This is a genomic window from Bradyrhizobium sp. SZCCHNR2028, assembly GCF_032380995.1.
Taxonomy (GTDB): domain Bacteria; phylum Pseudomonadota; class Alphaproteobacteria; order Rhizobiales; family Xanthobacteraceae; genus Bradyrhizobium.
On record NZ_JAUHJF010000047.1, the window covers coordinates 1 to 2,624 of the forward strand.

At 62.1% G+C, this 2,624-nt stretch carries 3 protein-coding genes and 2 pseudogenes; all 5 read left to right on the plus strand.

From position 1 onward, the window contains the following. Window positions 1-246 precede the first annotated feature (246 nt). Window positions 247-462, plus strand: a pseudogene (locus QX121_RS31535) (hypothetical protein); the annotation flags it as partial. A gap of 22 nt (window positions 463-484) precedes the next feature. Beyond that, window positions 485-799: a transcriptional regulator gene (locus QX121_RS31540; RefSeq protein WP_315771852.1), complete on the plus strand. Its 315-nt coding sequence runs from the start codon at window positions 485-487 to the stop codon at window positions 797-799. Between the two features lie 29 nt (window positions 800-828). Then, a pseudogene (locus QX121_RS31545) lies at window positions 829-1,009 on the plus strand (hypothetical protein); the annotation flags it as partial. A 136-nt stretch (window positions 1,010-1,145) separates the two neighbouring features. After that, entirely contained in the window at window positions 1,146-1,934 is a 789-nt protein-coding gene (locus tag QX121_RS31550) for a DpnI domain-containing protein (protein WP_315813913.1), read from the plus strand. Between the two features lie 9 nt (window positions 1,935-1,943). Next, window positions 1,944-2,225 carry a hypothetical protein gene (locus QX121_RS31555; RefSeq protein WP_315813914.1) on the plus strand — a complete coding sequence of 94 codons (282 nt, stop codon included), beginning with the start codon at window positions 1,944-1,946 and terminating at the stop codon, window positions 2,223-2,225. Window positions 2,226-2,624 lie beyond the last annotated feature (399 nt).

The following is a 2,624-nucleotide window of genomic DNA, read 5'->3' on the forward strand; positions in this document are numbered from 1 at the left end:
GACAACACAGCAGTGATCGAATAGTGTCAGGGATCAGCCCGGTCCAAAATGTCAGGGATCAACCCGGTCGGTCAGAGTCGCGGCGGCCGTGGCGGAGCAAAATCCCGCGACAGAGATCCGCTCGCGCCACTCCTCGACGAACTCACCGGCTCCTCGCGCCGCGAGGACGGTCGCTCCTCCCCCTCCCCCCTTGCGGGGGAGGGTCGGGGTGGGGGGGCCACGAGTCGCGGCGCCCATGGCGCAAGCACCGCCTCCAAAGTCCACAAGCCGCATCTCGACGAGATGCACGGCCCGGAGTCCCTGCCCTACCGCCCCAACCCCAAGCTGCCCGAAAAACCGTTCGGTAGCACCAGCCGCATCATCCAGCCGACCAACTCGCGCGAGTCCGGCCCCGAATTCGGCCCCGCCCCGCGCTCTACCGGCGGGCAGCCTGGCAAACGGGGTGGGTGGAAGAAGCGGTGAGCGTCGTCCGTGGGGAAAAGCGATGACCGTGAAGACGAAGCGTTTCGACAAGCTGCTTCATCGGCAGGCGAAGGCGGACACGAGATTCGCGGCGGCGCTTCTTCGCGAAGGCGTCGACGCGATGCTCAGCGGCGACATGGAAACGGGGAAAACCATTCTTCGCGACTACATCAAGGCGACCGTCGGATTCGAGAAGCTCGGTGAGGCGATCGATACACCGCCCAAGAGCCTGATCCGCATGTTCGGCCCGCAAGGCAATCCTCAGGCCAAGAACCTCTTAAGCGTGATCGCTTATCTGCAGAAGCAGGCGGGATTGCAGCTCCACGTCACCGGCTAAGCGCTCGATCGAGCGTCGGCCAAGTCGACAGGCTGCATCTGGACCAAATGCACGGCCAGGAGTCGCTGCCCTACCGCCCCCTGCCGGAAAAATCTTTCCGGTCCGTATCATCCAGCCGACCAACTCGCGCGACTCAGGCCCCGAATTCGGTCCTGCCCCCGCTCGACCGGTGGCGCGCCGGGAAAGCGCGGCGGATGGAAGAAGCGGTGAGGTGTAAACCATCTCGCCGCGTCATTGCGAGGAGCGACAGCGACGAAGCAATCGAGTCTATGCACTTGGCCTGATCTGGATGCTTCGCTTCGCTCGCAATGACGTCCGGCCCGCGATCTCGACTGGAAAACATATCATGTTGAGCTACTCTGCTCACATGAAACTCGGCTTTGAAGAACCTCAGACTGCCTACACCAGCGGCACGCAGAAGGCGCGGGCCTGGACCGAAGCTTGGGTCGGCGCGCAAGCCTATTGTCCGAACTGCGGCCGATCGAACATGGCGCAGTTTCCCAACAACAGCCCGCTGGCCGACTTCTTCTGTACGAGCTGCAGCGAAGAGTTCGAGCTGAAGAGCCAGAAGAAGGCATTCGGCGCCAAGGTCGCCGACGGCGCCTATGGAACGAAGTGCGAGCGGCTGGCCGCCAGCAACAATCCCAATCTCCTGCTGATGAACTACGACCGTGACACCCGGTCGGTCATCAACCTCTTCGTCGTGCCGAAGCATTTCTTTGTCCGCGACATCATCGAGCAGCGCAAGCCGCTCGCGGCGACCGCGCGCCGCGCAGGGTGGGTCGGCTCGAACATTCTTCTCGATCGCGTTCCCGAGTCGGGCAAGATTCACATCGTCCAGAATCGCGTCGTCCGCGCGAAGGAGGTCGTGCTGCAGGAGTGGAGCCGGACGCTCTTCCTCCGCAAAGAATCCCTGGATGCACGCGGATGGCTGATCGAGGTGCTGAAATGCGTCGAGTCGCTCGGCAAAGCGGAATTCACGCTCGACGATGTCTACGCTTTCGACCGCCATCTCAGCCTGCTCTATCCCGGCAACCAGAACGTCCGACCGAAAATCCGCCAGCAGCTCCAGTTCCTGCGCGATCAGGGATTCCTGGAGTTCGTATCGCGCGGCCGCTATCGTTTGAAGACGTGAGGTCCGGCAATGGCCTGGTTCTTGAACTTCTATCGTTGTGAACGTTGCGCGCAGGCCTGGACCGATGAATGGTCGTGCATGTGCGACGACGAGTGTCCTCATTGCGGCGCCCGCGACATGTCTCCGTCCCGGAGCGAGGACCTGACAGAGCTGATTTTGAGCAATGAGGATTGCTTTGTCGTCCTGCGATCGGCTGATGACGCCGAGGACGAGCCGTCCTATGAAGAGCTCGGGCGGTTCTCGAGCCGAGCCAAAGCGGAAGAATTTCTCGCGGCGTCGGACCCAATTTAGGGGTGCCCTTCACGAAATCCATCAGACGGCCCGCCAGACAACGCGAGAGATGTAGCGCGCATCTTCCGAAAAAAATAAACTTCTTGCGCTTTATCGGAATTAATGATTATCTCCCCCGCATCCCGCCTCACCGCAGAGGGGCGTTGCGCGCGATCGTCACGACACGCGAGGTGGGAATGCGATGGCCGCGACGAAGCCGCAGCGCATCTTCGGATGCGCGGACGAACGGCAGCTTGCGGACGTGAAGTCGCAGCGTCCTGACACCCCGAAGCTGGTGTCAACCTGGTGCAATGCTAACGCATGGCGCTGGGGATGGTGGCCAACAAGCCCGGCGCACCAGGGAGACTGCGTATAAGCGTGAAGACCGTCGCGCAGGGAATGCCGGTGGCGGGCTCAAGC